Annotated in this window: 25 protein-coding genes; 12 read left to right on the top strand and 13 right to left on the bottom strand. The window is 36.9% G+C overall.

What is annotated here, in order from left to right; translation table 11 throughout:
- Positions 1–58: 58 nt before the first annotated feature.
- Positions 59–1,426, bottom strand: coding sequence for a C4-dicarboxylate transporter DcuC (dcuC, locus tag DK866_RS04910; protein ID WP_109407958.1), 1,368 nt, complete (start codon positions 1,424–1,426; stop codon positions 59–61).
- Positions 1,423–2,676: a peptidase T gene (pepT, locus tag DK866_RS04905; RefSeq protein WP_109407957.1), complete on the bottom strand. Its 1,254-nt coding sequence runs from the start codon at positions 2,674–2,676 to the stop codon at positions 1,423–1,425. Before pepT ends, dcuC begins: the two co-directional genes overlap by 4 nt.
- Positions 2,677–3,269: 593 nt before the next feature.
- Here pepT and DK866_RS04900 point away from each other — a divergent pair.
- Positions 3,270–4,283, top strand: coding sequence for a hypothetical protein (locus tag DK866_RS04900; protein WP_109407956.1), 1,014 nt, complete (start codon positions 3,270–3,272; stop codon positions 4,281–4,283).
- Positions 4,284–4,340: 57 nt separating this feature from the next.
- Here the strand turns inward: DK866_RS04900 and DK866_RS04895 are convergent, their stop codons facing one another.
- The gene (locus DK866_RS04895) at positions 4,341–5,681 is read right to left on the bottom strand and encodes an MATE family efflux transporter (RefSeq protein ID WP_109407955.1); all 1,341 of its coding nucleotides are present in this window, start codon (positions 5,679–5,681) and stop codon (positions 4,341–4,343) included.
- A gap of 200 nt (positions 5,682–5,881) precedes the next feature.
- Here DK866_RS04895 and DK866_RS04890 point away from each other — a divergent pair, with 200 nt between their 5' ends.
- A complete protein-coding gene (locus tag DK866_RS04890; RefSeq protein ID WP_109407954.1) occupies positions 5,882–6,781 on the top strand; it encodes a diaminopimelate dehydrogenase in 900 nt (299 codons plus the stop codon).
- Between the two features lie 86 nt (positions 6,782–6,867).
- On the opposite strand, the gene DK866_RS04885 is transcribed toward DK866_RS04890, so the two are convergent.
- Positions 6,868–7,695, bottom strand: coding sequence for a phosphoenolpyruvate hydrolase family protein (locus DK866_RS04885; protein WP_109407953.1), 828 nt, complete (start codon positions 7,693–7,695; stop codon positions 6,868–6,870).
- 16 nt (positions 7,696–7,711) lie between these two features.
- Positions 7,712–8,923, bottom strand: coding sequence for a Tm-1-like ATP-binding domain-containing protein (locus tag DK866_RS04880; RefSeq protein WP_109407952.1), 1,212 nt, complete (start codon positions 8,921–8,923; stop codon positions 7,712–7,714).
- A 232-nt stretch (positions 8,924–9,155) separates the two neighbouring features.
- Here DK866_RS04880 and DK866_RS04875 point away from each other — a divergent pair, with 232 nt between their 5' ends.
- Positions 9,156–9,788 (top strand): TetR/AcrR family transcriptional regulator, encoded by a 633-nt coding sequence (locus DK866_RS04875; RefSeq protein ID WP_072069348.1) that lies wholly within the window; start codon positions 9,156–9,158, stop codon positions 9,786–9,788.
- 64 nt (positions 9,789–9,852) lie between these two features.
- Positions 9,853–10,485, top strand: coding sequence for a helix-turn-helix transcriptional regulator (locus DK866_RS04870; RefSeq protein WP_006535016.1), 633 nt, complete (start codon positions 9,853–9,855; stop codon positions 10,483–10,485).
- A gap of 275 nt (positions 10,486–10,760) precedes the next feature.
- On the opposite strand, the gene DK866_RS04865 is transcribed toward DK866_RS04870, so the two are convergent.
- The gene (locus tag DK866_RS04865; protein WP_109407951.1) at positions 10,761–11,171 is read right to left on the bottom strand and encodes a GNAT family N-acetyltransferase; all 411 of its coding nucleotides are present in this window, start codon (positions 11,169–11,171) and stop codon (positions 10,761–10,763) included.
- Between the two features lie 111 nt (positions 11,172–11,282).
- Between DK866_RS04865 and DK866_RS04860 the strand changes: the two genes are divergently transcribed.
- Positions 11,283–12,335, top strand: coding sequence for an AbrB family transcriptional regulator (locus tag DK866_RS04860; RefSeq protein ID WP_109407950.1), 1,053 nt, complete (start codon positions 11,283–11,285; stop codon positions 12,333–12,335).
- Between the two features lie 134 nt (positions 12,336–12,469).
- Here DK866_RS04860 and DK866_RS04855 read toward each other — a convergent pair whose 3' ends face one another.
- Positions 12,470–12,820 (bottom strand): YacC family pilotin-like protein, encoded by a 351-nt coding sequence (locus tag DK866_RS04855; protein WP_072070992.1) that lies wholly within the window; start codon positions 12,818–12,820, stop codon positions 12,470–12,472.
- Positions 12,821–13,033: 213 nt separating this feature from the next.
- Here DK866_RS04855 and cueO point away from each other — a divergent pair, with 213 nt between their 5' ends.
- Both cueO and hpt read left to right on the top strand, forming a co-directional pair.
- Positions 13,034–14,614, top strand: coding sequence for a multicopper oxidase CueO (gene cueO, locus DK866_RS04850; RefSeq protein WP_109407949.1), 1,581 nt, complete (start codon positions 13,034–13,036; stop codon positions 14,612–14,614).
- 159 nt (positions 14,615–14,773) lie between these two features.
- Complete coding sequence (gene hpt / locus DK866_RS04845; RefSeq protein ID WP_036932823.1) at positions 14,774–15,316, top strand: hypoxanthine phosphoribosyltransferase; 543 nt, start codon at positions 14,774–14,776, stop codon at positions 15,314–15,316.
- A 116-nt stretch (positions 15,317–15,432) separates the two neighbouring features.
- Here hpt and can read toward each other — a convergent pair whose 3' ends face one another.
- Complete coding sequence (can, locus tag DK866_RS04840) at positions 15,433–16,086, bottom strand: carbonate dehydratase (protein ID WP_072070989.1); 654 nt, start codon at positions 16,084–16,086, stop codon at positions 15,433–15,435.
- 848 nt (positions 16,087–16,934) lie between these two features.
- Between can and DK866_RS04835 the strand changes: the two genes are divergently transcribed.
- The 4 genes from DK866_RS04835 to DK866_RS04820 all read left to right on the top strand — a co-directional run bounded on the left by DK866_RS04835 (position 16,935) and on the right by DK866_RS04820 (position 20,326).
- Entirely contained in the window at positions 16,935–17,870 is a 936-nt protein-coding gene (locus tag DK866_RS04835; RefSeq protein WP_109407948.1) for an ABC transporter ATP-binding protein, read from the top strand.
- Entirely contained in the window at positions 17,867–18,637 is a 771-nt protein-coding gene (locus DK866_RS04830) for an ABC transporter permease (RefSeq protein WP_109407947.1), read from the top strand. Before DK866_RS04835 ends, DK866_RS04830 begins: the two co-directional genes overlap by 4 nt.
- A 186-nt stretch (positions 18,638–18,823) precedes the next feature.
- Entirely contained in the window at positions 18,824–20,056 is a 1,233-nt protein-coding gene (locus tag DK866_RS04825; RefSeq protein WP_072070986.1) for an MFS transporter, read from the top strand.
- An 87-nt stretch (positions 20,057–20,143) separates the two neighbouring features.
- Positions 20,144–20,326 (top strand): DUF2526 family protein, encoded by a 183-nt coding sequence (locus DK866_RS04820; RefSeq protein WP_109407946.1) that lies wholly within the window; start codon positions 20,144–20,146, stop codon positions 20,324–20,326.
- Positions 20,327–20,426: 100 nt separating this feature from the next.
- Here DK866_RS04820 and htpX read toward each other — a convergent pair whose 3' ends face one another.
- The 5 genes from htpX to DK866_RS04795 form a co-directional block, all read right to left on the bottom strand.
- Positions 20,427–21,392, bottom strand: a complete 966-nt coding sequence (htpX, locus tag DK866_RS04815) for a zinc metalloprotease HtpX (RefSeq protein WP_109407945.1) — start codon at positions 21,390–21,392, stop codon at positions 20,427–20,429.
- Between the two features lie 78 nt (positions 21,393–21,470).
- Positions 21,471–22,031 (bottom strand): LemA family protein, encoded by a 561-nt coding sequence (locus tag DK866_RS04810; protein WP_109407944.1) that lies wholly within the window; start codon positions 22,029–22,031, stop codon positions 21,471–21,473.
- Positions 22,032–22,320: 289 nt separating this feature from the next.
- Positions 22,321–23,139, bottom strand: coding sequence for a dimethyl sulfoxide reductase anchor subunit family protein (locus DK866_RS04805; RefSeq protein ID WP_109407943.1), 819 nt, complete (start codon positions 23,137–23,139; stop codon positions 22,321–22,323).
- Between the two features lie 2 nt (positions 23,140–23,141).
- Positions 23,142–23,693 carry a 4Fe-4S dicluster domain-containing protein gene (locus DK866_RS04800; protein WP_072070981.1) on the bottom strand — a complete coding sequence of 184 codons (552 nt, stop codon included), beginning with the start codon at positions 23,691–23,693 and terminating at the stop codon, positions 23,142–23,144.
- A gap of 2 nt (positions 23,694–23,695) precedes the next feature.
- Positions 23,696–26,032, bottom strand: coding sequence for a molybdopterin-containing oxidoreductase family protein (locus DK866_RS04795; protein WP_109407942.1), 2,337 nt, complete (start codon positions 26,030–26,032; stop codon positions 23,696–23,698).
- A gap of 231 nt (positions 26,033–26,263) precedes the next feature.
- Here DK866_RS04795 and DK866_RS04790 point away from each other — a divergent pair, with 231 nt between their 5' ends.
- Positions 26,264–26,953 (top strand): IclR family transcriptional regulator, encoded by a 690-nt coding sequence (locus DK866_RS04790; protein WP_109407941.1) that lies wholly within the window; start codon positions 26,264–26,266, stop codon positions 26,951–26,953.
- The last annotated feature ends 40 nt before the right edge of the window (positions 26,954–26,993 follow it).

Below are 26,993 nucleotides of genomic sequence, written 5' to 3'. Positions count from 1 at the left end.
ATAATGTTTATTATTTGAAAATAACCTGAAGTAAGAAATATTACTTCAGGTATATTTATTAATAATAGAAGATAGCAATAATAGCACTATGGAATACAAAGCCGACCATAAGTGGGATCGCCGTCCTTTTTACAACATCAAACGGTTGCAATTTAGCACCACTAGATACTGCAATAATAACTCCTGCGACAGGAGACATACCTCGTCCCATATGTGACGCTTGTTGCATTGGTAAAATCATCGCAATTGGGTTGACACCCATGCTATGTGCAATTTGTGGAATAAGTTCAACGAATGCAAGGAAAGGAGCATTACCTGAACCCATAATAATTGCAGCAGCTAATGTCACGACTGCGAAGACCAATGCCATAGCAAATGGCGGCAAGCCTACAGATTCCGCCATCACAATCAGGCTATCTATTGCACCACTCACTTTAATACCATGAGCAAAGACACCCGCGGCGACTAATAACCCTACAACGTTACTAAATGCAGAGCCCATCCCCTTTAAGAAATTCTGGAAGCCCGCACACACTGATTTAAAATCACGTAAACGTAATGTTTCAATTAGCATACAAATTGCCATTGAAATCAATACAATAGTGACCACGTCAAGGTGAATGCCTTCAACAAATAGGCTTGATGAACCTACTGCCATAATAATCGGTAACATTGGTAGTAAGGCATAAAAGCCGGGTACGTTTTTATCACTCTTTGCTTCTTCAGACATTTTGCCTAATTGAGGAACAAACCCTGCTTTACGGTCACAATGGCGTTGCCAGAAGATATGTGTAATACCAACAGCTAGCACGGTTGCAATTGCTGCAGGCCCTTGGTAATAAAGCACGTATTCAACAACACCTAAGTCAACCGCTTTTGCACCTCGAATAGCGTCAATAGCCGTTGGGGTGTAAGCGACACCTAATGAAGTTGCAATTACACCCGCGGCCGATGCTGGAGATAAACCAAGTCCTATCATAATCGGGAACATCGTACCCATTAATAGAACAGCTAATCCCGTTGCTGAAGGAATAGCAAGTTGCAAAATACTTGCGAGTAGAAAAGAGAAAAATAGCAACACATAAGGCGAACGCATATTTTTCAATGGGCGAGTTGCAACTCGTACAACGGCCTCATTGGCACCAATATGATCCATATAATGCGCAAATCCCATCAGTGCCATGATCATTAAACCAAGATCAGCGGCACGACTACTAAAGAGATCACGCATGACTTCAAAGGGATCTAACCAGCCAATACCTGTTGTTTTGACATTTTTAGGAAGAATATCTCCCCAACCAAACATCATGGTTAGCGCCATTAAGGCTAGACCAGCGACTAACAAAACAGGTTCTGCTTTATATCCTTTCAAGATCATCCTAGCGACAATAACAACGACGACTAAGACCGCAAGAATTTGGATCATGCTTTAGCTCCAGGCGCAAAGCGTTCTGCAGTGATCTTCACGACAGACTTTAAGACATCACTGGCAGCATAAAGGGATTTAACAGGCAGATATTCATAAATAGAATGAAAATTATGAGCGCCAGTAAAGATATTTGGACAAGGTAAGCCATTTTGAGAAAGGGCTGCACCATCATAACCACCACGCATTGGAATTGGGCGAGGAGTAATGCCATTAGCTTCATAAGCGGCAACCGCAATATCGATAGGGTAGCGATTATCACCTTGTAGGCTATTAAAGACGTTGGCATAACGGTCAGCGAGTTTACAAGTAACAGAGCCTTCGCCCCATAAACCTTCACAATAATCTGAAAGTTGTTTTAAAAATGCCATACGGTGGGCATAACCTTTTTCGGTGAAATCACGTACATCCATTTTTAATACGGTACGTGCACTATTTCCGGCTAATTGTTTTACCCAATAATAACCTTCACGGCCTTCAGTATATTCAGGTGCTTCGCCACCCGGTAACATAGCAACAAATTTATGTGCCATTAACAGCGAATTCTTTAATTTACCTTTCGCAGACATTGGATGGGCTGAAGCACCAGTAAAGGTAATTTCCACATCCCCTGCATTCCAGTTTTCATACACTAACTCGCCAATACCACAGCAATCTAAAGTATAAGCAAAATCAGCACCAAATTCTTTAGTATCAAAGACTTTTGCACCACGTAAACCTTGCTCTTCATCCGGCACAAAACCAATTTTCACTGTGCCGTGTTTAACTTCAGGATGTTGTTTAAAGTATTGCAACATATCCATAATTGAAGCAATTGCGGCTTTGTCATCAGCGCCTAATAAACTGGTGCCATCCGTCACGATAATATCGTCACCAATATAGTTTTCTAATTCTGGGAATTCACTTTGACGTAGATAAATATCGAGCTCTTTGTTTAAGCAAAGATCACCACCTTTATAAGGTAAGATTTGCGCTTTGGTATCATTAGTTTGTTCAGCACTGGTATCTAAATGACCAAAGAAAGCAACAGTAGGCACTTCATAATCAAGGTTGGAAGGTAGTGTTGCGGTAACAATCGCAGTATCGCGGATCTTAATATCCTCAACACCTAAAGCCTTGAGTTCTTCAACTAATTGTAATGCTAGGACTCGCTGACCTTCTGAAGAAGGCATAATGCCCGCAGCGCCATTTTCCCTATTTGTGGTGGTGTTAACTTTTGTATAAGAAATAAACCGTTCAACGAGATTCATGACAAGACTCCATTGTGTTTTTAATTGTATTCTTTGTACTAATACTTACTTATTTCATTTATTAGAAAAGACTAACACCTACTTGTATCATAAAAAAAACAATAGGGAATTAGAGAAAAATAATTATTTTTGCAAGAAAAGTTTAATGTTGATTAATATTTAATTTTTGGTTTTTTCTTTATTAAAAAAATTAGTGTTTTTTGTGGGTGAGGTTATTTTTACTTACCTTTTTGAGATGGTTTTCTGTGATCACAATCATAAAAAAGATATATTAAAAATAATATTTTTTAAGAGGGTAAATAAACTCATTACTTATTTTAATGATTTGATGTCTATAATAATTATATTTTATTAATTGTTTTTTACGGTTTTAATAAAAGTTAAATTTAAAAAGGATACCGATTCTTAACAAAAAACGACGATAAACTATTGTTTTAAACTTATGAAATAATTAAAAGTACATAGAGCTATATAAAAATATTGGTTCTTATCTATTGATGATAATAATTAAATCTATAAATGGTAGATAAATGATAGTAGATAAAATGATAAATTATAGAATATGATCATGTTAAATAAATAGGATAATAATGATGTGTCCTGCAAATATAAGCACTCAATTACAAAGAGTTTCTTCTGTTTTATCAACTAGTTCAGTGGATACAGATATCTATGTGGAATATAATCCAATCTTATCAATAAGAAACTCAGTAAATAAATTTAACAGCCATACAGATCCGAAAATTCACTCAGAAAATAGAGAAGAATCTGTTTATATGGAAATGGGAGGCGAAATTAATTATTTGGAAAAAGACATTGATGATATTTATTCAGACCATGATTATGAGGAGATTGATAGTTCAGATTCAGATTCAGATTCAGATTCGGTCTATGTCACTTTTGATAAATATTATAGTTCTTCTAAGATAAATAAGAAAAATTGCAGTGAAGATAAATATTCTATTAAGATAAATAATGAGAATAATGATATAAAAAATAATAACGAATTATCTCAAATAGTTCCTTTTATTATAGAAAATAATAAAACAATGACATTATTTGAGCATCAATATAAAATCAGAAATAAAGATAATGTGTCAACAAAAGAAATAATAATTAATGAATTAATTATGGATGAAATAACAGGGCGTGAGGAAATAACAAATGATGTTATGCATAAAGGATTAGGTAATAGAAATGAAAGTAAAACTGATAGATATTTTTCTTTAGTTCAATTAGTAAATCAAACTAATTCTCAAAAAATAAAAGAGCTTATTAATAAAGAAATTAATACATTAAAAATTGAGCTGAAAAGTGATTTTTTAAAAGTAAAAACAAAAATAGTAATAAAACTATCAGAATTAATTGAACATCCTAATTTTAAAAATAGACTTTTGTTAGAAACAAATAAAATTACATTGAATGAATTAATCAGTAAAGAAAGTAGGGGTGACTATTATTTAACGACTCTTTTTTCTAAGTTAGCAAAAGAATATAATAAGAGAATTAATTTATCTAAAATTAAAGATATAGAAAAAATTAATGACATATCAAACTCAATAATTAGTTTGGTGTTAGCACAATATGATAAAGAAGGGATTATTTAAATTTTAGCAAAATATCGATTTAACGGCCTGATAGTAATATTATCAGGCCGTTAAATATTATATATCCAAACGCTTAGCTTGCCATCTACGAGAGCGCCAACGCCATGCATTAGTTAATCCGCGTAACCACTCATCACAAAGAAAGCCAATCCAGATACCAATTAGACCCATTTCCATCTTAATACCGAGGAAATAACCCACAGGAATAGCGACACCCCACATAAAGCAAATTGCTGTCATAAGAGGAAATTTAGCATCGCCTGCGGCACGTAAGGCATTTACCATTACGATATTAAAAGTACGACCTGGCTCTAAAAAGACAGACAAAATAAACAGTGGGATCAATTGGTCGATAATGCGTTGGTCTTCTGTAATGGAATACAAAATAGGATCGCGCATAAACCAATAAATAATAACTACCCCAATTGTGAATATCACACCAGTTTTTAAACTTTTCCAACCACGATTAAAGGCATCATCAAAGCGTTTAGCGCCAACTAAATGTCCCACAAGAATTTCATTACCAATACTAATTGCAATACCAAAGAGCATTAAAAATAATGACAATTGGAAATAAAGTGTTTGTGCTGCAAGAGGGACTTCACCCATTAAACCAATAAAGGCAGATGCAGTCATGTAATGTAAGATCCAAACTAGATTTTCACCAGCAGCTGGTAAACCAATATGTAGGATTTTCCCTAACATATTTTTAGACCAGATAAAAAGTTGTCTTGCTTGAAATTTAATGCGTAAGCCGTAGAACAATAACCCACATAATAAAATAACGGCAATAATACGACCAACAACAGTAGACCAAGCAACACCGACTAATCCGTATTGAGGTAAACCAAAGAAGCCATAAAGTACGATCATATTACCAATAACGGTAACAATGTTAGCGATCAATGTGACATACATGGCAGCTTTGGATTTGCCATAAACTCTTAAACATGCAGCAAGAATAATTGAAATTGCCTCAGGAATAAGACAAATACCAATAATATGCAAGTAATTATAACCATCTTGAACCAAGTGAGATGGTGTATTCATTAAATTAAGAATGTTGTAGCCAAAAAAGAGAATAATTACCGCACTACTTATCCCCAGTAATGAGTTAAATGCAATGGAGATATGGATCGCCTGACTGGCTTTTTCTTTTTTACCTGCACCTAAATATTGGGCAATAACGACGCTACATCCCACACTAATAAAACTAAAAATGGTGATGAAAAGATCAAAAACTTGGTTACCGACGCCCATCGCGGCTAAGTAAGCGGTGGAAACGTGGCTTACCATGTAAGTATTAATTAATAGTGTGGCTAGATGTAGGAAAATATCTATAAATATTGGCCAACTAAGAGAGAAAAGCGAGCGATCCGCTACATCAGACTGATGCATTGAAAACCTTCTTAAAAACAGAGTGAAATCGATTTATTAATATAAACGTGTCGGAAGAAGAGGGATTCTACAAGGTTTGTTTATAAGGGAATAGCGCAAATAATGTTTATCTGGCAAAAAAGATATTTATATGGTTTATTCATTGATAAGTAATCACTATTATCATTAAGAGATGATTAACGTTAAAGTCAGGGGAATTAATGAATACTAAAATAAAAGTGGCTATTGTAGGCTATGGCAATATTGGTCGATTTGCATTAGAAGCGGTTCAAGCTGCTCAAGATTTTGAATTAATAGGGGTTGTTCGTCGTGATATAAACAACATCCCAGAAGAATTGCAAAATATTACCGTAACTAACGATATTAAAACATTAGGTAATGTTGATGTTGCTCTCTTATGTTCACCAACTCGTGCAATTAAAGAGTTAGCTAAATCTATTTTAGGCTTAGGCATTAATACAGTAGATAGTTTTGATGTTCACAGCGAAATTGTGTCATTAAAAACAGAATTAGATGAAGTAGCTAAAAAACATGATCGTGTTGCTGTTATTTCAGCGGGTTGGGACCCAGGCTCTGATTCTATTGTTCGTACTTTAATGTTAGCTATGGCGCCAAAAGGGATTACTTATACTAACTTTGGGCCAGGAATGAGTATGGGGCACAGCGTTGCGGCTAAGGCCATTGATGGCGTCAAAGATGCACTTTCAATGACCATTCCACTAGGCACGGGTGTTCACCGTCGTATGGTTTATGTCGAATTAGAAGCGGGTGTAGATTTTAATCAAGTAGAGCAAGCAATTAAAGCGGATAGCTATTTCTCTTCGGATGAAACCCATGTGAAGCAAGTTGATTGTGTCGATAGCTTAAAAGATGTTGGGCATGGTGTTCATATGACCCATAAAGGTGTTTCGGGTAAAACCCATAATCAATTATTTGAATATTCAATGCGTATTAACAATCCTGCATTGACGTCTCAATTTATGGTTTCAGCGGCAAGAGCTAGTATGAAACAACGTGCGGGGGCTTATACCGTTATTGAAATTCCACCTGTTGATTTTTTAGCGGGTGATTTAAATACATTAATTGCAAAATTAGTCTAATTTGAATTAGGGCTCTTTGTATAAAATATTGCCCACATAACGTGGGCAATATGGATTAACGCTTAGGCAAACTTGATGATTTTGAATTAGCGTTTAATACTTTTAAATTCTTTTGTTGTTGCGGTTAATGCCACTTCTGTTGGTAAACGTTCCATAGAACTTGCACCATAGAAGCCATGACAATCAGGACAATTATCTAAGATATATTGTGCATCTTCAGGTGTTGCAATCGGGCCACCATGACAAAGCACAATAACATCTGCACGTACTGCTTTCGCTGCTTTTGCCCAGTCATTAATTAAAGGAACACAGTCCGCTAATGTTAATGCAGTTTCTGCACCAATGTTACCGCCAGTAGTTAATCCCATATGTGGCACAATAATATCGGCACCGGCCTCAGTCATTGCAATGGCATCTTCACGACTAAAGACATAAGGTGTGGTTAATAGATCTTTTTCGTGAGCTTGGCGGATCATATCTACTTCAAGCCCATAACCCATACCCGTTTCTTCTAAATTTGCCCGGAAATTACCATCAATTAAACCAACAGTTGGGAAATTTTGTACGCCTGCAAAACCAGTAGCTTTGACATCATCTAAAAACTTATCAAAGTTACAGAATGGATCTGTGCCATTTACTCCTGCAAGTACAGGTGTCTGTTTAACAACAGGTAATACTTCTTTTGCCATATCCATAACGATTTCATTAGCATTACCATAAGCTAACAAACCCGCTAAAGATCCTCGACCAGCCATACGGTAACGACCTGAATTGTAAATAACAATGAGGTCAATACCACCCGCTTCTTCACATTTAGCGGACAGGCCAGTACCTGCACCACCACCAATAATTGGTTCATGGCGTGCAATCATTTCGTTGAATTTTTTTAGTAACGTTTCACGTGAATGAGTCATTCTTCTTTCTCCGTGGTTAACAAATAAGTTCCTGGTGTAAATCATAAATTTGCTGAGTAAACTCAGCTGAGTTTATGTGATAAGGACTGATGACTAATTGACGAGTCTCTGTCTCTTTAAATGTTGTTATAAATGCATCAAAAAATGCTTGGTTTGCTTTTGGAGCCCAAAAAGGACCCCCTTCAATATCCAGAGCAGAAAAACCGCCCTGTGGTAATACAAACCGTAATGGGCCTTCACACTGATTCATTTTTTCAGCGATCCAAATACCCAATTTACGGTTTTCCTCTGGTGTTGTGCGCATTAAGGTGACTTGTGCATTATGATGATAAAACTGACGTCCTTTATATTTCTCAGGAACACTAGAAGGGCGACCAAAGTTCACCATATCTAATGCGCCACAAGAACCTATATAAGGGGTTTTGGTGCGGGCGATTGCACCAAAACGGTCTTCATCACAAGCAAGTACACCGTCAAACAAGTAATCACACACTTCGGTTGTTGTAAGATCTAACACACTATGAAGTAGGTGACTGTCTACCAGTTTTTCCATGGCTTTGCCGCCACTTCCTGTTGCATGAAAAACAAGGCAGTCATAATTATTTTCAAGTTTTTGTGTGAGTTGTTGTACACAAGGGGTGGTTACACCAAACATGGTCAGTGCTACCGCAGGCTTATCGACAACATGCTCTTCTTGGTAAAAATAAACAGCACCAGCGATTTGATTCGCTGCATTTTTTAAAACTTTACGAGAAATACGATTTAAGCCTGATACATCTGTAACGGAATACATCATTGAGATATCACTTGCACCGATATAGCCTGAGATATCGCCAGACGCCATCGTTGATACCATCAATTTAGGTACACCAATTGGCAGAGATTGCATTGCTGGTGTAATCTCTGCCGTCCCCCCTGAGCCGCCTAGTCCAAGAATGGCTAAGACATCATCACAGTGAGTTAAATAGTGTTCAAAAGCGACTGACATCGCTTCTATTGCTTTCCCTCTATCACCACAGAAAACAGCCTCTTGGCCATTTGGATGAAAACGAGCAACTTCGGTTGCTGTGACATCCGCTTCTCGTGCGAGTGTCGTGGGTTTGGTTGTCAAGTCAACGGTCTTAACAGGAAGGCCTGCTTTTTTAATTAAATCACTGACATAAAAAATCTCAGCACTTTTAGTATCAAGCGTTGTGGCAATATAAATAGAACCAGCATACTGTTTCATAAGCCTTCCCATACCTTTTATAATTATCGACGGATAGATTATAATCATAATGAGACTTGAGTTTCATTTATCATAGCACTATTTTGAGACTCCTGTCTCATTATTTTTATTTTTTGCACATTAAAGGTCGATAAGGTGTAATTAATCACCTAAAGTAAACGTTAAGTGTTGTGAGTATTTAGCTTAAGATAAGCCCAGACATACAAAGTGTAGGAATAACGAAGGATTTTCTATGAGTTACAGTGATGAAACGGATGCCATGTCCGGTACACGAAAAAGAACCTATCAATTATTGGTAACAACAGCGTTGGGGCTTTTTGAGCAAGGAATGTTACCGACAGTGTCAGAATTAGCTGCACATGCAGGTGTTTCGAGGGCAACCGCATATCGTTATTTTCCCACACAAAGTGATTTAATTAGTGCCACGGTTGATGCAAGTTTAGCGCCGATCATTGCATGGACACCAACTCCCGAAGATAATACGCAACAACGCATTACTGAATTGCTCAATCTTGCCTATCCACAAATGTTTAAACATGAAGGTGCACTGCGTGGTGCTTTGCAAGTTTCATTACAGCAATGGGCAAAAGAGAGACAATCAAGTGAATATGCAGAAAAACGATTTATTCGTGGTCACCGTAAAGAGATTTTACTCAAAGTTATTGAACCTTTAAAAGCACACTATCCTCAAGAAATGTGGGATAAAGTGATTAAATCGTTCTCTTTAATTTATGGGTCAGAAGTCTTTTTGGTAATGAAAGATATCTGGAAAATGGATGATCAACAGGTCATTGATATGACTCAATGGATGGCAAAAGCTATTCTAAATCAGGCAAAATCTGATTATCCTGCAGATAACGATTAATTATTTGAATAAATCGGTTAAAATTGTATAAATCATTTACGTTTTAGCTATTGCAGGGATCGTTATGTCACACAAAACAGAAGACCAAGAGTGGCTGGTAGAACAACTACAATTTATTGCACAAGGCATTGGTAAAACATTATCGCCTTTCTGTGAGGTTGTACTTCATGATCTAACTGATAGTGAAAATACCATTATGGTCATTGAAAATAACCTATCAGGTAGAAAAGTTGGGGATAGAGCAACAGAATTGGGAATGGCACGTATTGAATCGTCTGACTTCCCACAAATTGTGGCTAATTACCCAAATCAATTTCCTGATGGTAGAACCGCAAAAAGCACGTCTATCGGCATTAAAGATAAACAAGGGAATTATGTTGCGGCATTATGTTTAAATATTGATATTTCAATGATCAAAGGATTGCAAATGGTACTTAACCAATTTGCAACCCTTGAAGAAGGTAATGACATTATTGAAACCTTTAGCTCAGTGACAGAAGATTCGCTGAAAAAACGTATTGACGAATTTTCGGCAACTTATTCTGTTACACCAAGAGCATTAAAACCACATCAGCGACGTGAATTACTACTCTGTTTACAGGATGAAGGTTATCTTTCACTGCGTAAGGCAATGGAAATTACTGCACAATACCTTGGTGTTTCAAGAGCGACTGTGTATAACGATCTAAAAGAGTAGTCATTGGATAACGACAGTTAAATTGTCTTTAAAGACTAACCCTTTTAAAGATTGCCAATAAATAAATGAATAAACTAAAAAAGATATCATTTAATGATATCTTTTTTATTTCCTTTTTTTCATTAAAAAATCTCTTTTCTTAAAAAAAGTTAATTGATTTCTATTGTATGCATTTTAAATTAACGAATAACGTTAAGAAAGTTGAGTTCAGTAATAATGCAAATAGAAAAACTAAATGCACTAAAATTGGATTAATAATGATTAAGTTTAAAATATTATAAATCTTTCCTTAAATAATATTTCTTATCGCTAATAGGATAATTTTCTAGAGTGCCAAATATTTCAAATCCCTGCTTTTGATAAAAAGGAAGAGCTTGAAAGCTGAATGTATCGACTTCTGCATATTTAGCCCCTTTCTCTTTGGCTGCATTTTCCATTGCATGGAGCAATTCGGTGCCAATATTTTTTCCACGATGGGCTTTATCTACCCATAAATAGCGAATACGTAACCAATTTCCTAAAATATCACCGGTGATCCCACCTATTTTTTTATCATTATCTTCTTTAAAGACAGCAAGAGGTGTGTATTGATCCATATGAATATAGTGAAGGTTATGCGTTAATAAACCTTCATAAATTTCATTGATCTCATCATGCGTAGGATGAGTGGTGATTTTTAACGACATAATTAGCTCTTAATATTAAGAATAGTAATAATTACATTACCACTATTTGGTTATTAAATATTTATATAAATGCTAGGATAAACCATAATTAAAAAAGCTGAGTAACACAACATGTCGTTTTTAAAAACTCTACCAGGTATTTTGTTCTGTGCTTTAATTGGTGGCGCTCTCACTCTCTCCGGCTTACCCATGGCTTTGATGTTTGGGCCAATTATCGTTGTTATTATTGCCTATCGTTTTAAATGGGAACTTGCAGTTCCTAAGCATACATTAACATTTATTCAGCTTGCTTTAGGAACATCGGTTGGTTTGATGTTTAATCAAGTTCATTTAGGAAGTGCTGATAATTTAATTATTCTTTTACTGACTCTTGTTGTTTGTTTAGCTATTCAGTTTTTTGTGAGTTATTTTTGGTTCCACCGCCATATTGGTTGGACGAAAGAAGAGTCGATGTTAGGCGCTGTGCCTGGCGCTATGGCTGCTATTTTGGCATTGACTGATCACACTAAAACACCACCACAAAAAATTGTTATTTCTCATACCATTCGTTTAATGGTGTTGATTATTCTGGCAGGTTTTATTGTAGGATCTGATAAAGCCAATATGCCTGAGTTTGCTATACCCGAAATGACATTGGTTTCATTATTGTGGTTATTATTGATTGTGGTTTTAGGGTTAGGTACTGGGCTTTTATTACAGAAAATCCGATTTCCGGCACCCTTTATGTTGACTTCATTAGGTAGTGCAATACTTATTCAATCTTTTGTCAGTGAACCTATTGCCTTTCCAATGTTACTTAATGAATTGAGTATGGTTCTAATTGGCATGAATATCGGGGCACATTTTGTTGTTTTTCCATTTTCCTCACTAATTAAAAACGCATTTTCTTCTGTTCAAGTGGTTATTATTAATGTGATTTTAACGGTAATGGTGGCATATGGGGCTGCTTATCTAACGGGAGTTCCTTGGGCAACATTAGTATTAGCATGGGCTCCGGGAAGTATGGAAGCCATGACTTTTGCCGCTATCACAATGAACGTGGATGCCGCATTTGTGATGTCGAATCATATTTTTAGAATGTTGATTATTCAAAGTATTCCTTCAGTGGCTCTGTATTGGAATGAATATAGGCAGAAGAAAAACAATCAGCACAAAGAGGAATAAAGAGTAGGAGAAGAAAGTCAGTTTCTTTTCTTTGATAACCTCTATTTAGTTGCTTTATATGGTCCTTGTTAATAAGCAATCTATTCCAAGAGGCTATCTTTTTCTATTTATCTTAATGTTACTCAGTAGGTATATTAATAATTTAATAAACTTAATGACTTATTCGCGAGTAGCTGACATTTCTTATTATGTGACACTTCAATACCTTTTAAATCATTGTAACTGTCTTCATTTAATTGGCTCATCGGTAATGTTGAATAATTACTAACATCCCATTGTTGCGAGCGAGAAAAGACCATCAAGGCTCTTTCAATTTTAGATTTTGATATTTGCTCATAACCACAATCTTTATTCAAAAAAAGGTAGATAGCGGTTAAATCTGCCAAGTCTTCTGCTTGCGTGTAGGTTAACGCTTTTGCACCCGAAGAAAAGAGCATAGAAAAAGAAAGCGTTAGCGTGCAGAACAAGGCGAACATTTTTTTCATTAGGAGTGCTGTTCCTTTATGTGATGATTTAGCAAGTTTTGTTATTTGGCTTAATGTAGTTAAAAGTTTTGCAAAGACCCACTATTTTGTTGGGTTTTAAATTGACCTTCCAGTAAGGGGAAACTTTAGCATCGGTAATAGTTTACAAGGCTTCTTTACTCATCTTATTTCGATAAAGACAGAATAACTTGTTTTTATTCAAAGGAATATATTATGCAACGTCGTGAATTTTTAAAATTAGGCGCCACATTAAGTGCTGTAACATTATTACCAAGCTGGAGTCGTTTTGCGTTTGCCCAAAGTAACATGCCTTCATTGGCGATTCCACCTCAAATTACCCCAGACGCTCAACAAAAGATTGTTCTTAATATTCAACAAGGTGTTTCTCAATTTATTCCCACGGCAAGCACAACCACATGGGGTTATAACGGTAGTTTATTAGGCCCTGCACTAAAGCTTAAACGTGGCCAACCCGTCACTATTAATATCAATAACCAACTGCCTGAAGCTACAACGGTTCACTGGCATGGTCTTGAGATTAGTGGTGAAGAAGATGGTGGTCCACAAGCCATGATTGAGCCAGGAAAATCTCGCACAGTGACTTTTACACCAAACCAAGCTGAGTCAACGTGTTGGTTCCATCCTCATACTCATGGAGTTACCGGACAACAAGTTGCTATGGGATTAGGTGGATTGGTCATTATTGAAGATGATGAAACCGCAAACCGTAAATTGCCTAATCGTTGGGGTATTGATGACTTGCCTGTGATTTTACAAGACAAACGTTTAGACAGTAATGGACAGATAGATTATCAACTTGATGTAATGAGTGCCGCAATAGGTTGGTTTGGTGACATGATGTTAACTAACGGTGCTATTCAACCACAACATATTGTGCCAAAAGGCTGGATCAGATTACGCTTCTTAAATGGTTGTAATGCACGAAGTTTAAACCTTGCCACAAGTGATGGCAGACCAATGTATGTTATTGCTAGCGATGGAGGGTTGTTAGCGGAACCTGTCAAAGTGACTGAATTGCCAATTTTAATGGGTGAGCGCTTTGAAGTTTTAGTGGATACATCTGATGGGCGTGATTTTGATATTGTTACTTTACCCGTACGCCAAATGGGAATGGTTTTAGCGCCATTTGATAATGTGCTTCCTGTGTTACGTTTATTACCATCAGCAGAAAAAGGACAAGGCTTATTACCTGAGCAATTAGCGCTTATTCCTGCATTACCAACACTCAGCAATCTTTCAACGCGAACATTACATTTACGTATGGATATGCGTTTAGATATGCAAGGTATGATGCTATTAACAGAACGTTATGGTGATAAAGCATTAGCGGGTATTCATCATGGGATGAGTCATATGCGCCAAGGTAACGGTAATGGCATGATGGGTGGTGGAATGAATTGCGGTCATGGAAATGGTGATTTAGATATCTATAATGCTAATAGTATCAATGGTATTCCATTTTCAATGACAGAACCTGCATTTGATGTGAAGCAAGGTGTTTATGAAAAATGGGTTGTATCAGGTCGTGGCGATATGATGCTACATCCATTCCATGTACACGGTACACAGTTCCGTATTCTATCTGAAAACGGTCGAATACCAGAGAAACATCGCCAAGGTTGGAAGGATATCGTGAAAGTTGAAGGACAGTTTAGTGAAATTCTTGTGAAATTCGACCATTTAGCGACAAAAGAGCACCCATTTATGGCGCACTGCCATTTATTAGAGCATGAAGATACAGGCATGATGGCGGGATTTACCGTTAGTAAATAATCTATCACTATAAAAATCATTAATATCAGTAAGATAAATTGATAAAGGGCACAGGGTTAATATTTTGTGCCTTTATTTTCATTAAATCAGATCATCGCATGATGAGGGAAGTTCTGGTACAATCGTTTGCTTTCCCCGTTAACCCAATCGAAATTAATCATGAAACATATTGTTGATGTCATGATCTCTGAAGAAGAGATCAAACAGCGTATTGCTGAGCTAGGTCGTGAAATCACAGAACATTACCGCCCACGCCAAGGTCAACATGATCTTGTCTTAATCGGCTTGTTAAAAGGTTCTTTTATTTTTATGGCAGATTTATGCCGTGAAATTGACGTGAACCATGAAGTCGATTTTATGACTGTATCAAGTTACGGTAATGGTATGACGTCAACACGTGACGTTAAAATCATTAAAGATCTCGATGAAGATATCCGTGGTAAAGATGTTCTGATCGTTGAAGATATCATTGACTCAGGTAATACCTTAAATCGCGTTAAAGAGATTTTAAGCTTACGTGAGCCAGCTTCTATTTCTATCTGTACTTTATTGGATAAGCCATCACGCCGTGAAGTGGATGTACCTGTTGAATGGATTGGCTATTCCATTGAAGATAAATTCGTTATTGGTTACGGTATTGATTACGCACAGCGTTATCGTCATCTGCCTTATATTGGGCATGTAACGTTATTAGATGAGTAATTTATTTACTTAATATAGAAGTAAAAAACCCGCTTTAGGCGGGTTTTCTATATACCAAAAAGCCCTAATATTATTTTAAATATTAGGGCTTAAAATGATTTTCTATGATGAATAAATTAACGTGGATGACTTAATTTTGCCATCGCTTGGCGATAAGAAAGCTCGAGTTTCTCACGGCTATCTGAGGTAACATCGAGATCGTGTAATTCACCATTATTTAAACCGTAAACCCAACCGTGGATCATCACTTTTTGCCCACGTTTCCATGCTGCTTGCATAATAGTTGAGTGGCCTAGGTTATATACTTGCTCAATAACGTTTAGCTCACAAAGTAGGTTTAATCTATCATGAGGAGCAAGTTCGCCTAACATTGAACTGTGTTTGTACCAAATATCGCGAATATGCAATAACCAGTTATTAATAAGTCCTAATTCAGTTCCTTCAATAGCCGCTTCAATACCACCACAACCATAGTGGCCACACACAATAATATGTTCAACTTGCAATACATCAACGGCATACTGAATAACAGAAAGACAGTTTAAGTCGGTGTGGATCACTAAGTTCGCTACATTACGGTGAACAAATAGGTCGCCAGGTGCAGCATTGATCAATTTTTCTGCTGGAACGCGGCTGTCAGAGCAACCAATCCATAAAAAATGGGGTTTTTGACCTTTACAGAGATCTTTAAAAAACTGAGGATTTTCTTCAGTAACAGATTCTGACCATTGCTTGTTATTGGCTAACAGCTCTTCAATTTTTCTCATCATGACGTGACTGCCTGTAAATTCGGTTTCTCACCATTTGCGCTGACAGTACGCCAACACGAAATAGCACTGTGTTATTGTTGGATGCGAGAGATCCACTAAGAAAGGGTATTTTTATACCATTACTTTTGAATTAATCAGAGGGCTTTTTAAAGCCAAGTGACAGATAATTGTCTGTATTTTTTCGCTTTCAAATAAGATAGATCTTTTTATAGCATTTGTTTAATGAATTTATCAATACATTCTTTGATGTAAATCAAATGTGTAAAAAGATAACTGATTGTTAAGACTACCATTGTACTATTCAGAAATAGATTTATTAAAATATTTTATAAATAAATCTTATGTATATGTTTTTTTGCTTTTTAATACAAGTCAGTGCGGGGATGATAAAAATCGATAGTCAGCATTGATTGAGATAATAAATGACGAGATAATATCAATCAGTAAGATTGAGAAACAAGGGCAATAATTTTATTGCTATCAGTTAGGCTAAATGATTGCATCAAGGGATGAATTGATTAATACATTAGGAATATAAGCAAGAAATAACAGTATATCGCATCTTCATCTCTGATTTTTTCTTATATCAAGTTTTATTCTTATTATCTGTAATAGTTAAAATAAATTTATTTATTCATTTGTGTCATGAGACCTAAAACGGTTTATTTACGACCTTATTTTCTCTAGAATATCCTTATTCCATTTTGATCCTATTGAACTAAGCTTATTTTCTAATTCGAGGCGTGTGAGCAATACGTAGCGTTAGTAAGGCTTAGTTGAATAGCTATTTTCTGATTTCAGCTCAGTCAATGCTGAATAATGCAGTTGATAAAAGGTAATTCCCACTTATGACGTATGCATTGGAGTTAACGGAGTTAACGAAAACTTATCACAATGGCGTAAAAGCGCTAAAAGGAATTAATCTCACCGTGGAAGCGGGAGATTTTTATGCTTTATTAGGCCCTAATGGTGCAGGAAAATCGACCACTATTGGTATTATCAGCTCTTTAGTTAATAAGAGTAGTGGCAAAGTTAAAGTCTTTGGCTATGACACAGATACCGATATGGTTAATGCCAAGCGCCAACTAGGATTAGTGCCACAAGAATTCAATTTCAACCCTTTTGAAACCGTATTACAAATTGTCCTCAATCAAGCTGGTTATTATGGTGTTCCTCGTAAGTTAGCTTTAGAACGTGCTGAAACTTATTTAACTCAGTTAGATTTATGGGAAAAACGTGATGATAGAGCCCGTTTTTTATCTGGGGGAATGAAGCGCCGTCTAATGATTGCTCGTGCATTAATGCATCAGCCGAAATTACTTATTCTTGATGAACCAACAGCTGGTGTTGATATTGAATTACGTCGCTCAATGTGGACGTTTTTAAAGCAATTAAACGCCGAAGGCACCACCATTATTTTAACGACACACTATTTAGAAGAAGCAGAAATGTTGTGTAGGAATATTGGTATTATTCAGCGTGGCGAATTGGTCGAAAATACCAGTATGAAAGGCTTATTAAGTAAACTAGAGTCTGAAACCTTTATTTTAGATTTAGCGCCAAAAAGTCCATTACCTGAATTACAGAATTATCAATATCGTTTAATGGATACTTCAACATTAGAAGTCGATGTTAAAAGAGAGCAAGGTTTAAATAGCGTTTTTGCTCAGCTTAATACACAAGGTATTCAAGTGTTAAGTATGAGAAATAAAGCCAATCGCCTTGAAGAATTATTTGTTCATTTAGTTAATGAAGAGCATACAGTAGAAGGAGAGAGGGAATGATTCAGCTGTATTGGGTAGCCCTCAAAACAATTTGGATTAAAGAAGTTACCCGTTTTGGTCGTATTTGGGTACAAACATTAATTCCACCTGTAATAACTATGTCTCTCTATTTCGTTATTTTCGGTAACCTAATTGGTAAACGAATTGGCGATATGGGCGGTGTTGATTATATGCAGTTTATTGTTCCTGGCCTGATTATGATGGCAGTAATAACAAACTCTTATGCTAATGTTTCCTCTTCATTTTTTGGTGCCAAGTTTCAGCGTAGTATCGAAGAGTTATTAGTTTCACCTGTGCCAACACATGTTGTTATTGCCGGTTTTGTTGGTGGTGGTGTGGCTCGAGGTGTTTGTGTCGGTATCTTAGTGACTTTAGTTTCGCTGTTCTTTGTGCCTTTAGAAATGCATTCTTGGACAATGGTCGTGGTGACATTACTGATGACTTCCATTGTGTTTTCACTTGCAGGGTTGTTAAATGCAATTTTTGCGAAAACTTTTGATGATATCAGCATTATTCCAACGTTTGTTTTAACGCCATTAACCTATTTAGGTGGTGTGTTTTATTCACTTTCACTCTTACCTGAATTTTGGCAAGGCGTATCTAAGCTTAACCCAATCGTTTATATGATTAGTGGCTTCCGCTACGGTTTTCTGGGCATTACGGATGTCTCTTTAACCGTAACGATTAGTGTTTTGTGTCTTTTCATCGCCGTATTTTATGTTATTGCATGGTACTTGATTGAAAAAGGCAGAGGTTTAAGAAGCTAATCAAAAAAGCAAAATAGAAAGTTATAAAAGTTGAAATCGGTATCTTATTTAGAGATACCGATTTTTTTTAACTGTTTTTTTAGCATGAATGTTAATTTTTCTTTAAATCGACGCTTTGCTATTAACAAAATGATTTTTCTTGTTTACTATACTAAACACTTTGATAGGGGATAGAAAGGAAATGTAATGACAACGGCAAGCCAAACAGGCAAAGCGCCTGAGGCAATCTCTCGTAACAAGCTTTTATGTATCGCTGGTATGGGCTGGACTTTTGATGCAATGGATGTCGGGCTACTTGCTTTTTTGCTCACCGCATTAAAAGAAGATTGGGGATTAACTGCATCACAATTAGGCTGGATTGGTAGTGTAAACTCAATTGGAATGGCTGTTGGTGCTTTTGTATTTGGCATTATTGCAGATAGAAAAGGACGTAAACCCGTCTTTATCTTTACTTTGCTACTGTTTAGCTTAGGTTGCGGATTAACTGCATTAGCAAGTTCTTTGATGGTGGTTCTTGTTTTACGTTTCTTTATTGGAATGGGATTAGGTGGCGAATTACCTGTTGCTTCAACACTTGTCAGTGAAAGTGTTGAAACTCATGAGCGAGGCCGAATTGTTGTTTTATTAGAGAGTTTTTGGGCTGTCGGTTGGTTAATTGCAGCTTTGATTGCTTATTTTATTATTCCTGATTATGGCTGGCGTATGGCTATGTTATTAAGTGCATTACCTGCAGTATATGCTCTTTATTTACGATCAAAATTACCTGAACCAACGCCATCTCATATTTCACAGAAAAAAACACGTTTATCTATTCGCCAATCAATGGCATTAATTTGGTCACCTCAATATCGTCGTTCAACGCTAATGTTGTGGATCTTATGGTTCTGTGTCGTTTTCTCTTATTACGGCATTTTTTTATGGCTACCAAGTGTGGCGATGTTAAAAGGTTTTAGTTTAATAAAAAGCTTTCAATATGTGCTTATTATGACATTAGCACAACTACCTGGTTATTTTACCGCTGCGTGGTTAATTGAGCGTTATGGGCGAAAATTTGTGTTAGTTACTTATTTAGCAGGAACCGCCATTAGTGCCTATTATTTTAGTGTGGCTGATACAACGACAACGCTACTTATTTTTGGCATGTTACTGTCATTCTTTAATTTAGGGGCTTGGGGCGCTTTATATGCTTATACGCCAGAACAATACCCAGATGGAATACGAGCAACAGGTGCAGGAACAGCAACAGCAATAGGGCGTATTGGTGGAATATTGGGACCTTTAATGGTGGGATATTTAGTCCAATATCAATTTGAAATAAGCTCCATATTTCTTATTTTCAGTTTTTCAATTGTTATTGGGATATTGGCAGTGATGTTATTGGGTAAAGAGACAAAGAATAAACCGCTTAACTCAATTTAATCATACTTTATGTGACTAAAAATACAGAAATCCCCTTACTTGTAATATGATAGCGATTAAGAATTTTATGAAGCAAGGGGATAAAAGATGTCTCATTATGATGAGGTGGTTAAACAGGTTGATGATGCTATTGCGACAACCAGTATTGAAACCATGAATGAACTTTTAGTGGAATTAGGTAAAGATAAAACGATTGAATTTCCACTACGTTATGAGCAACAAGAGCGTTTACGCACAGCTATTTTCCATCACGGTGAAAAACATCGTTAATCGGATTGTTGTTAAGAAATAAGCATTAAAAAAGCGTTTTAACCGTTTTAATAAACCGGTATAAACGCTTTTTTCTTTTTACTGCATTGTATCATACAGATCAAAAAGTCTTTTTACCTTCCAGTACTGCAATTCTATTTTCAATGGATGGATGTGTTGAAAAAAATGAGTCTCCTTTATTGAAAATAAAGGCTGCTTTACGATAAGCACGTCCCGTTGAACCATCTTCAAAATTTTCAGTATCATGCTGTGCTGAAATTTTCTTTAATGCATTAATCATTGCTTGATTATCTTGAGTTAAATCAACCGCCGCCGCATCCGCCATATATTCGCGAGTTCGGGATAAATAGAAATAGAGCACTTGCGTAATAATCGGTAAAACAAGGTTTAACACAATTAAAATTAATCGCGCTTTGCTAGCAGCATCATTACTTTTACCGCCTCGATTACCAGAGGCAATATACAAGCGACTACCGAAGATATTTGTTACTGTCAGAATAACGTTGGCTAAGATGCCAACATATAACGTCAGTCGTGAATCACCATGAATAATATGACCTGTTTCATGTGCTAATACTGCTTGCACTTCTTGGCGATTAAGGCGATTTAATAAGCCAGTGGTTACACCAATAAAGGCATTTTTCTCAGACCAGCCGGCTGCAAAGGCATTAGCTTCAGGTGTATCAAGAATATAGAGCTTAGGAATATAGCCCAGCGTGGCACTTAAACTCAGTTCTTCCACAATATTGAGCAGTTGGCGTTCTTGTGCATTTAATGTTTCATCTGGGCTAATTAACTTGGCATTCATTCCTGTCAGCATGATTTTGTGCCCTTTAAAATGAATAAAAAGAAGCAATAAAATCGAGATGGCTAAAATAATGAGTGACGCAATGGGGATAGATTGGAAAGTCAGAAATGCCAACATATTATCAGTGAGATCTAAATAGGGATTTGCGCCAATAGCGGTATCCACCAGCAAACCAATCAGCAGCATTAAAAGTAAATAAGTTGCTATAACAAAACGCGTTCGAATAGCATTTTTTCGTAGAACATTTCTGAAATCCATTAGTGACTCCAAACAGCACCGCTAAGTGCTGTTTTTATCAATCAAGAAGGAATAAGTATCTTTTTATTACTCTAAAGATTAATCGAAATTAATGCGACGCGCTTCTTCTGCTTTAATGGTTCCTTCATCAAGACGCCAGTATTCTTTATCAATCACTAAGCTTGGGAAAATCTTGACAATAAACACCGCGGGAATAGAAGCAATAAAAGCGCGATATTGTTCTAAAGTACGGTTATAACCGCGTTTTGCAAAAGAGAGTTTATTTTCTGTTGAAACAATCTCTTCTTGTAAATTTGCCATAATGGTGTCGGATTTTAATTCAGGGTAATTTTCAACCGCAACATTAATTGCACCACTTGAAACAATTTTTGATAATTCGTCTTCAGCTGCTTTGGCTTCTTTGCCATTGGCACTTTGAGTCTGTGTTCTTAATTCAGTAATTTTAGTAAATACGTCAGATTCATGGCTGAGATATTTTTTTACTGTGGCTAATAAGCTATCAAAGACTTTACCACGACGATCTAATTGTACTGAAATTTCGGTTTCACTTGAGATAACAGCTTCACGCATAGAAATAATACGGTTGTAATAATAAAAAATAAGGCCCAATAACGCGATGGTAATAATTAATCCAGTCATGGTGAAGTGCTCTCTTTTCTAATTGTAAACAGGAAATTGTGTTAAATCTTTAATGTTAATTTTGCCTATTATTGATAAATATAGCTAGATGATTATTTCATCAAAAACAAAAAGAACATGAATAAAGTAAAATTAATGATATTGGTTGAGATAAAAAAATACCCCGAATAAATTCGGGGCAAAATTAAAGGTAATGCTAGGGTAAATAAAAATATCAAGTGAAACATAGGGGATGAATCTGAGTTAAATAATCGTGTTAACGAGACTATTTAACTCAGAGGTAAAGCATTTAGAACCAAGGTGCTTGCGCCATTACATTGCCATAAAACAGCATTCTTCCCGTAATTTCACCACTAAATAACATCAAAATAGAGATGATAGAGAGCGAAGTTTTGGTAAATGACGTGCTGTGAGACAAAGTAATAATGCAGATACCAATAATCAGACTAGCAATCACTTGCCACCATAATAATAGGCTTGCAACATCAGCACCGGGCACTTGTGTTCTCATAACCAAGCCGACGAGAACTAATAATGCACCAACTAAGGTTCCTACTTTTAATGAGTTACTAATGGTTTTACCTTGTAAACGCAACCAAGGGATCATCGAGCCAAAACCAAGCAATAACGCTGTGCCAATAAAACTAATTTGTGTTGCTGGTGTATGCCAAAGAGGATGAGCCTGCATTTGGTAATAGATTTGTGCTGTAATCAAAATAACAGGTAAACCAATAACGCCACAAAACAACCCAAACAGACTATTACGGCGAATAGCATGAGGTTGTAGCCAACTGGCTAGCGCCCATAATGAAATTAAGCCATTTAGCATCACAAAGGCAATCGCTTCGCGACTTAACCAAGAATGCGCAATACCTAATACAGAACGATAAGCACCTAGCGGATCACCTAAGTGTCCCATCGACATTGATGAACCCACAACTTCAATCAGCCAAATTAGTGCAATGGTTGTTCGTAATGCTTTGGTGCTTAACATCGCACCGTTTTGGGCTTGGTTTTGCCATTGATACAATGAAAGTGCCAAGACCGCACCTATCCCCCATTGACTCATAACCGTAAACAGGACTAACGGCAGTTGATAATCATGCATGATTAATCCTCCATACCAATAATGACAATATTAGGATTACTAATGGTGTGATCTGGTACACCATAGCGTTTTTCTAATAAAGCCCAATTTGTCGTGTGTTTTTTACGCAGATCTTCAATTTCGCCAAACTCAATAGCGCCAGTAGGGCAAGATTCAACACAACGGGGTTTCAAGCCTTCATCCAGTCTATCCGCACACATATTGCATTTACTGGTTTTACCTTCAACCGGATCATAAACAGGCGCATTGTAAGGACATGCCATAATACACATCTGGCAACCAATACATTTGTCATGATCTTGCACAACAATACCATCCTCTCGTTTGGTATAAGTATCAGCAGGGCAGACTTTTAGGCACTGTGGATCATCACAATGGTTACAAGACATAGTAATAAAAGCTTGTGCATTAGGTTGATCTTCGTTGAATTCACGAACACGACGCCATAGCACGCCGGGAGGTGTTACGTTTTCAGACTTACAGGCCATCGAGCAAGTGCGGCAACCGTAGCAATCTTTGGTATTTATCAGAAAACCATACTGTTTCTTCGCCATGATCATGCCTCCCGTCTTACGTTAACTAAGGTGCTATTACAGCAATGACCATTACCTAAAGGTTCAACGTGATCATTGGTGACATGGCTACTGCTTCCGCCTTGTTGTTCCCACCATCCATTATCTAATGAAACAACTCCTTGCTTAATATGCGTGGTCACAACGGCAATCGCACGGTGCTCTCCTCGATCATTAAATGCAATAGCCCATTCACCATCTTTGATTCCTCTGGCTAAGGCATCATTAGGATGGATAAGAATATTCGGTTGATTACGCTGTACTTCTAAGATCCACTCATTCATACCATGGCTAGAGTGAACACTACGAGCGAGTTTGCGTTGCACTGCCATTAGCGGGTATTTTTTAGCAAGTTCAGGTGAGCCTTTTGTCGATTCTTTTACGGGATAATAGGTGACAACAGGAGAGAAGTTTTTATCCTGCCACTCTTCAATAAAGAAGTGCGCTTTTTTCGTTGAGGTACGGAAAACACCATCTTTAAAGGGGACCCAATCACCCTCAACTGGACGCACAGGGCCTTTTTCTAACATTTCACGCGTAATGCCGGAGCCTTTAAGACAAGCATCAATATAGTGTTCAATAGGTTGATTAAACACGTCACCAAAGCCAAAACGTTCAGCGAGACGAGCAAAGATCCAATAATCGGGTTTTGCTTCTCCTGGTGGCTCAACCGCTTTTTCCATTAATTGTACATATTGACTACGAACACCTGCCATTAAACTGGTATCTTCAAAAATAGTGGTAACAGGGAGTACAAGATCGGCATAAAGAGCCGTGGATGACATCAAGTTATCCGCGACAACCACAAAAGGTACTTTTTTCAGTGCATTACGCACCATATTAGTATTAGGAAGTTGCGTCATCACACCCATGGTCATGATCCACCAGAAATTAATTGGGTGTGGCCTTTCATTGACAATCCAATCACCTACTTTTGCAACAGGGATAGGTTTGATGGGTTTTGCATTCGGTGCTGGTGGAATAATTGGACTAAATTTCGCCATTTGTCGAGCACCACCAGCATCACAAATTCCAGCGCCTTTTTTACCGATATTGCCAGTTAATAATGCAAGATAAAATTGGCTAGCAGCAACATAAGCACCAAATTCAGTGCGTTGAGCGCCGGACATATTTTGCACAATCATAGCAGGTTTGGTGGTGGCATAATCACGTGCTAAACGAATAATAGTTTCTTTCGGGATATCCGTTTCTTGGCTGGTTTTTTCGACAGTCCAAGGTTGTGCTTGTTGGTAAATTTGCTCAAAGACAGTCACATAATCAGCATTAGCAGGTAGTTCATCATGAGTTAACGCAGGAACAATATTCGGAGTCTCATGGTGAACCAGTTGCTGGCTTAAAGTATCAAAAACTAGATAACTATCTTTATCATCATCAGATTGGCGTAATAGTTTTTGTTGTGAGTTAACAAGGTAAACGGCACCTGTATGCGCACGCAAAAAAGGCTTATCAGTGAGATTTTCTTCAATGATAATTTTGATCATACCTAACGCAAGTGCCGTATCAGTACCGGGAACGATAGGTATCCACTCATCGGCTTTAGCTGCAGTTTCATTGAAGCGAGGATCAATAACCACCATTCTGGCGCCATTTCGGCGAGCTTGGTTGTAGTTTTTAAAATACGCTTGCATAGTAACTGCGGGGTTATTTCCCCAACAAAGAATATAGCGACTATCCTTTACTGTATCTCGAGTATCGGCATAGCGTAGACCCACCATTGGGATCATTGCTGCGGTTACCGCAGAGCAACAAAGAGAGCCAGCTTGTTTTGTTGAACCGCCTAAGTAATCGAAAAAGGCTTTACCCATATCATTTTTAATTGAGTCCATATTGCCAGCATGAGTGGAGATAAATAATCCCTCATTACCAAACTTATCAATGGTTTCTCTAATATTCTTTTCAATGAGATCGAGCGCTTCATCCCAACTAATAGGTTTGAACTCTGCTTTTCCTTTTTCACCCACACGCAATAAAGGTGTGGTTAAACGATCTTTATGGTATACCCACTTAGTTCGACTCATACCTCGTAAACAGCATTTCACATTAAAGCCTTCAGTGGCTTCAACTTTGATAAGTTGCCCCTTATGTGTAAAAGCTGTTAGGTTACAGTGCAAACATTCCATCGCACAGGTTGAACGAAAGGTTTTATATTCGGATAATTTTATCCGTGGTTTCTGGTTAAATATGGGTTTATTTTCATTAACTAGACTGAACGCGTTAGGAGAAAGAGCTGCCACGCCAATGGCACCCATTCCTTTTAACAACGTTCTTCTATTTAATTCCCACTTTTGATTTTTAGACATAGACATTCTCACGCACAAGAAAAGTTAACTATATATAAACTCAATTCATATATAGTTAACCTTGAGGTAGATCATCTAAAAATAGACAAAGAAAATAATCGACAGAAAATGGCTAAAAAGTCACATTTAAAATAAGGTTTTAGTGAAATAAACTAGTAAAAATGACAAAAAAAGAATAATGGGATATCGTCATAAAATAAAGTAAATAACGAATAGGTGTGGGAAAAATAAATGCAGAATTCTCAAGGAGTTAACTCGGTTGATATCGCTATTACCATTCTCGAATTTATTGCATCGAATGGAGGTATCGCCCGATCGTCAGATATTGCAAAAGCCTGTTCGCTTTCAAAAAGTCGCTTACATAAGTATTTAGTTTCACTTTGTCGCTCTGAAATGTTGTACCAAGAGAGTGGCGGAAGTCAGTATTGCTTGGGGAGTAAAATTCTCTTTTTAGCGCAGGCGACACCAAAGCCACAATCCTTTGTAGATGAAATTAATCAATTATTATGTGAATTTAGAGATGAACATAATATGTCCACAGGATTGGTGATTGCACAAGGTAACCAGCTTTTTCTAACACGGTATAATCGTAGTTTTAAACATGTGGATATCGATTTTTTACCTGATACACCAGTGCCTTATAAAATTAGTGCTGCTGGCTCTATTTTTGCTGTTTTTAGTGATTTAGAGATAGATGCAGGTTTATCAGAAAAACAGAAGAATACTATTCGCCAACAAGGTTTTGCTATTCGCCATGAACCAGCTGAAGGTATTCCTGGTGCACAATCCATTTCATGCCCAGTGTTTAGTAAAAAAGGAAATATGGTCGCTGCGGTATTAACAATGGGTTTTATTGAGCCTGAGAGGCAAATAGAACTTGGTAATGCATTAAAAGCAAAAATGACATCTTTTTCATATTAGTTAAATAAAATCATGCTATTAGGCACTTTGGTTTGCCTGC

Origin of the sequence: Proteus genomosp. 4 str. ATCC 51469 (assembly GCF_003144375.1) — a bacterium.
Taxonomy (GTDB): domain Bacteria; phylum Pseudomonadota; class Gammaproteobacteria; order Enterobacterales; family Enterobacteriaceae; genus Proteus.
This window is presented reverse-complemented; position numbering and strand designations above follow the sequence as displayed.

Bases quoted from the DNA above. Each gene is read 5' to 3' on its own strand.
- dcuC (WP_109407958.1), bottom strand. From the start codon at position 1,426: ATGATCCAAATTCTTGCGGTCTTAGTCGTCGTTGTTATTGTCGCTAGG.
- pepT (WP_109407957.1), bottom strand. From the start codon at position 2,676: ATGAATCTCGTTGAACGGTTTATTTCTTATACAAAAGTTAACACCACC.
- DK866_RS04900 (WP_109407956.1), top strand. From the start codon at position 3,270: ATGTGTCCTGCAAATATAAGCACTCAATTACAAAGAGTTTCTTCTGTT.
- DK866_RS04895 (WP_109407955.1), bottom strand. From the start codon at position 5,681: ATGCATCAGTCTGATGTAGCGGATCGCTCGCTTTTCTCTCTTAGTTGG.
- DK866_RS04890 (WP_109407954.1), top strand. From the start codon at position 5,882: ATGAATACTAAAATAAAAGTGGCTATTGTAGGCTATGGCAATATTGGT.
- DK866_RS04885 (WP_109407953.1), bottom strand. From the start codon at position 7,695: ATGACTCATTCACGTGAAACGTTACTAAAAAAATTCAACGAAATGATT.
- DK866_RS04880 (WP_109407952.1), bottom strand. From the start codon at position 8,923: ATGAAACAGTATGCTGGTTCTATTTATATTGCCACAACGCTTGATACT.
- DK866_RS04875 (WP_072069348.1), top strand. From the start codon at position 9,156: ATGAGTTACAGTGATGAAACGGATGCCATGTCCGGTACACGAAAAAGA.
- DK866_RS04870 (WP_006535016.1), top strand. From the start codon at position 9,853: ATGTCACACAAAACAGAAGACCAAGAGTGGCTGGTAGAACAACTACAA.
- DK866_RS04865 (WP_109407951.1), bottom strand. From the start codon at position 11,171: ATGTCGTTAAAAATCACCACTCATCCTACGCATGATGAGATCAATGAA.
- DK866_RS04860 (WP_109407950.1), top strand. From the start codon at position 11,283: ATGTCGTTTTTAAAAACTCTACCAGGTATTTTGTTCTGTGCTTTAATT.
- DK866_RS04855 (WP_072070992.1), bottom strand. From the start codon at position 12,820: ATGAAAAAAATGTTCGCCTTGTTCTGCACGCTAACGCTTTCTTTTTCT.
- cueO (WP_109407949.1), top strand. From the start codon at position 13,034: ATGCAACGTCGTGAATTTTTAAAATTAGGCGCCACATTAAGTGCTGTA.
- hpt (WP_036932823.1), top strand. From the start codon at position 14,774: ATGAAACATATTGTTGATGTCATGATCTCTGAAGAAGAGATCAAACAG.
- can (WP_072070989.1), bottom strand. From the start codon at position 16,086: ATGATGAGAAAAATTGAAGAGCTGTTAGCCAATAACAAGCAATGGTCA.
- DK866_RS04835 (WP_109407948.1), top strand. From the start codon at position 16,935: ATGACGTATGCATTGGAGTTAACGGAGTTAACGAAAACTTATCACAAT.
- DK866_RS04830 (WP_109407947.1), top strand. From the start codon at position 17,867: ATGATTCAGCTGTATTGGGTAGCCCTCAAAACAATTTGGATTAAAGAA.
- DK866_RS04825 (WP_072070986.1), top strand. From the start codon at position 18,824: ATGACAACGGCAAGCCAAACAGGCAAAGCGCCTGAGGCAATCTCTCGT.
- DK866_RS04820 (WP_109407946.1), top strand. From the start codon at position 20,144: ATGTCTCATTATGATGAGGTGGTTAAACAGGTTGATGATGCTATTGCG.
- htpX (WP_109407945.1), bottom strand. From the start codon at position 21,392: ATGGATTTCAGAAATGTTCTACGAAAAAATGCTATTCGAACGCGTTTT.
- DK866_RS04810 (WP_109407944.1), bottom strand. From the start codon at position 22,031: ATGACTGGATTAATTATTACCATCGCGTTATTGGGCCTTATTTTTTAT.
- DK866_RS04805 (WP_109407943.1), bottom strand. From the start codon at position 23,139: ATGCATGATTATCAACTGCCGTTAGTCCTGTTTACGGTTATGAGTCAA.
- DK866_RS04800 (WP_072070981.1), bottom strand. From the start codon at position 23,693: ATGGCGAAGAAACAGTATGGTTTTCTGATAAATACCAAAGATTGCTAC.
- DK866_RS04795 (WP_109407942.1), bottom strand. From the start codon at position 26,032: ATGTCTAAAAATCAAAAGTGGGAATTAAATAGAAGAACGTTGTTAAAA.
- DK866_RS04790 (WP_109407941.1), top strand. From the start codon at position 26,264: ATGCAGAATTCTCAAGGAGTTAACTCGGTTGATATCGCTATTACCATT.